Origin of the sequence: Thiobacillus sp. (assembly GCF_018780105.1) — a bacterium.
GTDB lineage: Bacteria > Pseudomonadota > Gammaproteobacteria > Burkholderiales > Thiobacillaceae > Thiobacillus.
In genome coordinates, this window is sequence record NZ_JADMKC010000054.1 from 1 (window position 1) to 5,909 (window position 5,909).

The window sequence follows — 5,909 nt, forward strand, 5'->3', positions numbered from 1 at the left end:
TTTCGGCGCCCTTCTCGAACGCGTTTGCCGAGATGATGGCCAGTGCCGCATCGGTCAGCCCCCCTGCGCAAATCTGCCGCAGGGTTTCCCAGCCGTCCATGCCCGGCATGGCAAGGTCCATGAAAATGACATCGGGGCGGAAACGCGGAATATCCTGCAGGCATTGCTGCCCGCTGGCGGCCTGCCTCACCATGAAGCCCAGCGGCTCCAGAAGGTTGACCAGCAGTTCCCGGTCCACCGGCTCGTTGTCCACCACCAAAATGCGCCGGCGCACGCCAACGTAGCCGATACGCTGCGCCAGCGGCAATTCGGCCACCAGTTGCTCGGCATGGATGCGCGGCAAAAACAACCGCACCTCAAAGCGGCTACCCTTGCCGGGATTCCCCGCTACGCTCAGTTCCCCTCCCATCACGTCGGTCAGCATGCGGGCAATGGTGAGGCCGAGACCCGTGCCGCCGGTGGCGCCGACGTGGGCGGCGCTGCCGCGCGAGAAGGGTTCGAAGATGTGGCTGATTTCTTCGGGCGCGATACCGGGGCCGGTGTCTTTGATGGTGAAGAATGCCATTTCGCGCTGGTAGCGCAGGTGCAAGGTGACGCTGCCGCTGACGGTGAACTTGACCGCATTGCCCAGGATATTCAGCAGGATCTGGCGCAGCCGCCGTTCGTCCGCGCGCACCATGGCGGGCAACGCGCCGTCCGGCCGATAGTGAAAATCCAGCCCCTTGTGGCGCGCCTGCTGCTCGAACATGCCGACCAGCTGCTGAACGAAATCCGGAAAATCGAGCGGGCGCACGTTGAGCGTGAGCTTGCCGCTTTCGATGCGGGCGATGTCCAGCGTGCCTTCGATCAGCGACAGCAAATGATCACCGCTGCGGCGGATGACGGTGATCGCCTGCCGCCGCTGCGGCGGGATGGACGTGTCCTGATCCAGTATCTGCGCATAGCCAAGGATGCTGTTGAGCGGCGTGCGCAGCTCGTGGCTGATCGAGGTGATGTAGCGGCTCTTGGCCTGGTTGGCCTGGTCGGCCACGAGCTTGGCCTGCTGCAGCAGCGCATCGGTGCGCTGGTGGGAATCGATCTCCTGCATCAGCAGTTCGGTCTGGCGGTTGGATTCCTCCTGCGCCACCTGGCGACTTTTGTGGGTGAGCACCAGCCACCAGGCGACGACGCCCGACACCAGCAGCAAGGCCGCGAATGCGCGCTGGTACGACTGCTGCAAGGCCGGCAGCAGCGCTGCGGTTTCGTCGGTCAGCGCCAGCACTTCCTGGTAGTAGAGCAGCCCCATCAACAGCACCAGCAGCGGCACCACGCCGGCCATCAGCAGCAGGTAATGGCCGAGGCCGGCGTCGAGAAACGGCCGCGCCTGCGCCGGCAGAAAACGCTCCAGCAGCAGCGCCCACTGCTCGCCCAGCCGCGCGTGCGGCTTGCACAGGTCGTGACAGCGCGCGTCGAGCGAACAGCACAGGGAGCAGATGTTGTCCTGATAGGCCGGGCACCGCGCCAGATCGTCCGCCTCGTAATCCTTGCCGCAGATGCAGCAGCTGTGCATGGCCGTCGCGCCATCCACCGGCTCGAGCGGACGCGCAATGTAATAGCGGCCGCCGGTGAGCCAGGCCAGCAGCGGCGAACAGACCAGTGCCGCGCCCAGCGCGATGAAAATGGCGAAGGGTTGCAGCGTGTCGCCGAACAGCCCGACGTAGGTGGCCACCGACAGCCCCGAGGCGATGCCCATTGCACCGACCCCGACCGGATTGATGTCATATAAATAGGCGCGGCGGAACTCGATGCCGGGCGGCGACAGCCCGAGCGGCTTGTTGATCACCAGATCGGCCACCACCACCATCATCCACGCCACCGCCACGTTGGAATACAGGCCCAGCACGCGGCCCAGCGCCTGGAACAGGTCCAGCTCCATCAGCATCAGCGCGATCAGGATGTTGAACACCACCCACACCACCCGCCCCGGATGGCTGTGGGTGAGGCGAGCGAAAAAATTCGACCAGGCCAGCGAGCCGGCGTAGGCGTTGGTGACATTGATCTTGAGCTGCGAAATCACCACGAACAGTACCGTCGCCGCGACCGCCCATTCATATTGGGGGAACACGTATTCGTAGGCGACCAGATACATCTGGTTGGGGTCGACCGCGCGTTCCAGCGGCACCATGTGGCTGATCGCCAGCCAGGCCAGCAGCACCCCGCCCATCATCTTGAGTCCTCCCGCCACCGCCCAGCCGGGACCGCCCACCACCACGCCGGTCCACCAGCGGCGATGGTTGGCCGGCGTGTGCTCGGGCATAAAGCGCAGGTAATCCACCTGTTCGCCTATCTGGGTGATCAGCGCCAGCCCCACCGCCATGGCTGCACCGAACAGATGGATGTCGAAATCCGTGCTGCCCTTGCCGGCATAGCCGGTGATCCCGGCAAAGGCATCCGGCTCCTGCACCAGCAGAAACGCAAACGGCAGCACCAGCATCACCAGCCAGACCGGCTGGCTGATCGTTTGCAAGGTGCTGATGACGGTGACGCCGTGGGTGACGAGCGGAATCACCACCAGCGCGCAGATCAGGTACCCCCATGCCGGCGGGATGCCGAACGCCAGCTCGAGGGCGTAGGCCATGATGGCCGCCTCCAGCGCGAAAAAGATGAAGGTGAACGAAGCGTAGATCAGCGAAGTGATGGTGGAGCCGAGGTAGCCGAAGCCCGCGCCGCGGGTGAGCAGGTCCATGTCGACGCCGTAGCGCGCCGCGTAGATGCTGATCGGCAGGCCCACCAGAAAGATGATCAGCCCGGTCGCCAGAATCGCCAGCGCGGCGTTGACGAAACCGTAATTGACCAGCAGCGTGGCGCCCACCGCTTCCAGCACCAGGAAGGCCGCCGCGCCGAACGCGGTGTTGGCGACCCGCGACTCGGTCCATTTGCGGTAGCTGCGCGGGGTGAAGCGCAGCGCGTAATCCTCCATGGTCTCGTTGGCGACCCAGGTGTTGTAGTCGCGGCGAACCTTGATTACACGCTGGATGGCTTTGGGGAGAGTGGCGCTGCTGGCTGGCTGTTCCATCGAAATGCGGCTTTATCTTGGCGGGGGACGGAAACGGAAATATATCAGTGCGACGCAGGCGCGGGCCGGAAGCACACGCTAGCGATGCAGTCGACCCGTAGCTGGCTGCAGATCGGCGCTCACCGCCTCGCGTTCGTCGAACACGAAACAGTCGCCGTGGTAATGCGCGCCGCCCACTTCCTCGAAATATTTGAGGATGCCGCCTTCGAGCTGGTGGACATGCTCGATGCCGATGGCCTTCATGTGGATGGCGGCCTTTTCGCAGCGGATGCCGCCGGTACAGAACGAGACGACGGTCTTGCCTGCGAAGTCGTCGCGGTGCGCAGCGAGCTGCGGCGGGAATTCGCTGAAGATGCCGATGGCGTAATCGACGGCGTTGTCGAAGGTGCCGGCTTCCACTTCATAGTCGTTGCGCGTGTCGAGCATCACGACCGCACGCCCGGCGTCGTCGCAGCCACGATCCAGCCACTGCTTCAACGTGGCGGCCGTGACCGACGGCGCGCGACCCGCCTCGGGCTGGATCAGCGGCATTTTCATGGTGATGATTTCCTGCTTCAGCCGTACCCGCAAACGCTTGAACGGCGGCTCGGCGGAAAGGCTTTCCTTGGGTGCCAGGTCGGCGAAGCGCGGGTCGGCGCGCAGATGGGAGACGATGGCATCAATCGCCTCGCGTGAACCGGCCAGAAAAACATTGATGCCCTCGGGCGCGAGCAGGATCGTGCCTTTGAGCCCGAGCGCCAGACAGCGCGCCGTGAGGTCGGCCTTCAAGGCCTCGCGGTCGGTCAGGGTGACGAATTTGTAACAGGAAATATTGACGACGGACACGACAAAACCCTTTCAGCAAGGCGGCATTATCCCGGAAACCGGGCACACAGGATCAATCCAACGCGGGCTTTGATACTCTTCGCGCATCCACTTTAACTGCAGCCCCACATGGACAAAGCGACCCCCTCCCCACAGCACGTACGCCTGCCTGATCCGACGCGTCAGGAAGCAGCATGAAAAACACCCGCCAGCCCATCCCCAAACCCGCCTTCAGCGACCCGCTGGCCGATGTGCTGCGTCCCGGCCAGTCGGTCGAACTGCTGAAGGAACTGCATATCCTGACGCGCGACGGCAAGCTCAACCAGGACAGCCGCCGCAAGCTGAAGCAGGTGACGCACCTGTGCAATTTCATCGAGCCGCTGCTGAACGAGGTGCTCGGCCGTCAGGACACGCTGACCCTGGCCGACCACGGCGCCGGCAAGTCCTACCTCGGCTTCATCCTCTACGATTTGTATCTGAAGGAGCGTCCCGGCAGCCACATCTACGGCATCGAGACGCGCGACGAACTGGTGGAAAAATCGCGCGCGCTGGCGGCGAAGCTGGGTTTTTCGCGCATGAGCTTCATCAACACCACGGTGGCGGAGTCCACGCAATCGGCGCAGCTGCCCGCCCACATCGACATCGTCACCGCGCTGCATGCCTGCAACACCGCGACCGACGACGCCATCCAGTTTGCGCTGGCCAAACAGGCGCGCCACATCGTGCTGGTGCCGTGCTGCCAGGCCGAGGTTGCCACGGTGCTACGCAAACACAAGAACGCATCCTTCGGCAAAACGCCGCTGTCGGAAATCTGGCGCCACCCGATCCACACCCGCGAGTTCGGCAGCCATCTCACCAACGTACTGCGCTGCCTGCAACTGGAAGCGCACGGCTACCAGCTCACCGTCACCGAACTGGTGGGCTGGGAACACTCGATGAAGAACGAACTCATCATCGCCACCCGGACCGGCACACCGCGCGGCAATGCGCGCGAACGCCTGCAGCAGATTTTGCAGGAACTGAACCTGCAGGAACTGGAAGCACGCTTTCTCGCGTCGCCCCCGGATTTGGCTTAACGCGGCACCTGCAGGCGCGTCAGCGTCACCGGCACGCTTTCGGTCTCGCTGTTGAGCCAGATTTCGCCGTCCTGCACCATGCATTGCAGACGCATGCTGCGTGCAGCCAGTGCGGCCAGCGCCTGGCTGGTGGCGGCAGGCAATTGCAGCACGGTCAGATTGGTGAAGCGCGTGAGCTTGCTGGCAATCTGTTTCCACCACACTTCGCAGCCACTGCCGTAACACAGCACGATTACCTGATCGGCGCGGCTGCAGGCGCGACGGATGCGCGCGTCGTCGGGCTGCCCAAGATCGATCCACAGCGTGATCTCGCCGACCAGATTCCTGACCCAGACTTCCGGCTCGTCGACATCGAACAGCCCCTTGGTGAACGCGATGCCCTCTTCCGCATACAGTGCGTAAGCCAGCACGCGCGCCATCATGCGCTCGTCGGTTTCGGAAGGATGCCGCGCGATGGTCAGCGCGTGGTCGCCGTAGACATGGCGATCCATGTCGGCAATCTGCAGGTCGGCTTTGTAGATGGTGGCTTTGAGCGCCATGTCGGTTCACTCACGAAAAAGGCGGTGGGAAGCTGAAACCAGGCATGTGCAGGACGCTGCATACCCGGGGACATCAATAAAAAAACCCCGGCGAACCGGGGTTTTTTCACATCAGGTCGGAAGGATTACGACACAACCTGGATGTTCGATGCTTGTTTGCCCTTGGGGCCAGTCGTCACTTCGAAGCTGACTTTCTGGTTTTCCTGCAGGGACTTGAAGCCGCTGGAGTTGATTGCAGAGAAGTGTGCAAAGAGGTCTTCGCCGCCGTTGTCCGGGGTGATGAAACCAAAACCTTTTGCATCGTTGAACCACTTAACAGTACCCGTTTCCATCTTGTTTCCTATCTATCAAAAAAAAATTGGGCGACATGCCCTATCGATCGAATTTCAAGGAAAACGCTTACCAGAGGTACCGCAATTTAAAGCTTGAATCCAA

Annotated in this window: 5 protein-coding genes; 1 reads left to right on the forward strand and 4 read right to left on the reverse strand. The window is 62.7% G+C overall.

Annotation, left to right across the window (positions count from 1 at the left end):
* Positions 1–3,055, reverse strand: a 3,055-nt coding sequence (locus tag IV098_RS15495; protein ID WP_296890678.1) for an ATP-binding protein, incomplete at its 3' end; no start/stop codon positions are given.
* Between the two features lie 78 nt (positions 3,056–3,133).
* On the reverse strand, positions 3,134–3,880 hold the full coding sequence (locus IV098_RS15500) for a sulfurtransferase (protein ID WP_296890679.1): 747 nt from the start codon (positions 3,878–3,880) through the stop codon (positions 3,134–3,136).
* A 173-nt stretch (positions 3,881–4,053) separates the two neighbouring features.
* Here IV098_RS15500 and IV098_RS15505 point away from each other — a divergent pair, with 173 nt between their 5' ends.
* Positions 4,054–4,935, forward strand: a complete 882-nt coding sequence (locus IV098_RS15505) for an SAM-dependent methyltransferase (protein WP_296890681.1) — start codon at positions 4,054–4,056, stop codon at positions 4,933–4,935.
* Here IV098_RS15505 and IV098_RS15510 read toward each other — a convergent pair.
* Together IV098_RS15510 and IV098_RS15515 are read right to left on the reverse strand one after the other, a co-directional pair.
* Positions 4,932–5,474, reverse strand: a complete 543-nt coding sequence (locus tag IV098_RS15510) for a YaeQ family protein (RefSeq protein WP_296890683.1) — start codon at positions 5,472–5,474, stop codon at positions 4,932–4,934. The two genes, IV098_RS15505 and IV098_RS15510, sit on opposite strands and share 4 nt — an antisense overlap.
* A 125-nt stretch (positions 5,475–5,599) precedes the next feature.
* Complete coding sequence (locus IV098_RS15515; protein ID WP_018077615.1) at positions 5,600–5,806, reverse strand: cold-shock protein; 207 nt, start codon at positions 5,804–5,806, stop codon at positions 5,600–5,602.
* Between the last annotated feature and the right edge of the window lie 103 nt (positions 5,807–5,909).

Bases quoted from the DNA above. Each gene is read 5' to 3' on its own strand.
- IV098_RS15505 (WP_296890681.1), top strand. From the start codon at position 4,054: ATGAAAAACACCCGCCAGCCCATCCCCAAACCCGCCTTCAGCGACCCG.
- IV098_RS15510 (WP_296890683.1), bottom strand. From the start codon at position 5,474: ATGGCGCTCAAAGCCACCATCTACAAAGCCGACCTGCAGATTGCCGAC.
- IV098_RS15515 (WP_018077615.1), bottom strand. From the start codon at position 5,806: ATGGAAACGGGTACTGTTAAGTGGTTCAACGATGCAAAAGGTTTTGGT.